At 66.9% G+C, this 553-nt stretch carries 1 protein-coding gene; it reads left to right on the forward strand.

From position 1 onward, the window contains the following. Positions 1–553: phosphate acyltransferase (locus tag DK459_RS07525; protein ID WP_255412873.1), on the forward strand; the 553-nt coding region annotated here is incomplete at both ends.

Below are 553 nucleotides of genomic sequence, written 5' to 3' on the forward strand. Positions count from 1 at the left end.
CAGCAGTTCGTGTACCACTCCGGCGCCTTCATGAAGCCGCTGTTCTCGGCCGCCAAGCGCATCGTGCGCGAAGGCGGCCCGGCCCGCATCGTGTTCGCCGAAGGCGAGGACGAGCGCGTGCTGCGCGCGGTGCAGGTAGTGGTAGACGAAGGCCTGGCCCGTCCCATCCTGGTGGGCCGTCCCTCGGTGCTGTTGACCCGCATCGAGAAACTCGGCCTGCGCCTGCGCCTGGGCGAGGACGTCGAAGTCACCAACCCCGAATACGACGAACGCTTCCATCAGTACTGGACCACGTACTGGGAACGCATGTGCCGCCGCGGCATCACCAAGGAGATGGCGCGCGTGGAAATGCGCCGCCGCATGACGCTGATCGGCGCGATGATGGTGCACCTGGGCGATGCCGACGGCATGGTCTGCGGTTCGGTCGGCGCGTATCACGACCACCTGCGCTTCATCGACGAAGTGATCGGCCGCCGGCCGGGCCGCAACGTCTACGCCGCCATGAACATCCTGCTGCTCAACGAGCGCACGGTGGTGCTGGTGGACACGCACG

Origin of the sequence: Achromobacter sp. RW408 (assembly GCF_003184165.1) — a bacterium.
Classification (GTDB): Bacteria; Pseudomonadota; Gammaproteobacteria; order Burkholderiales; family Burkholderiaceae_B; genus Achromobacter; species Achromobacter xylosoxidans.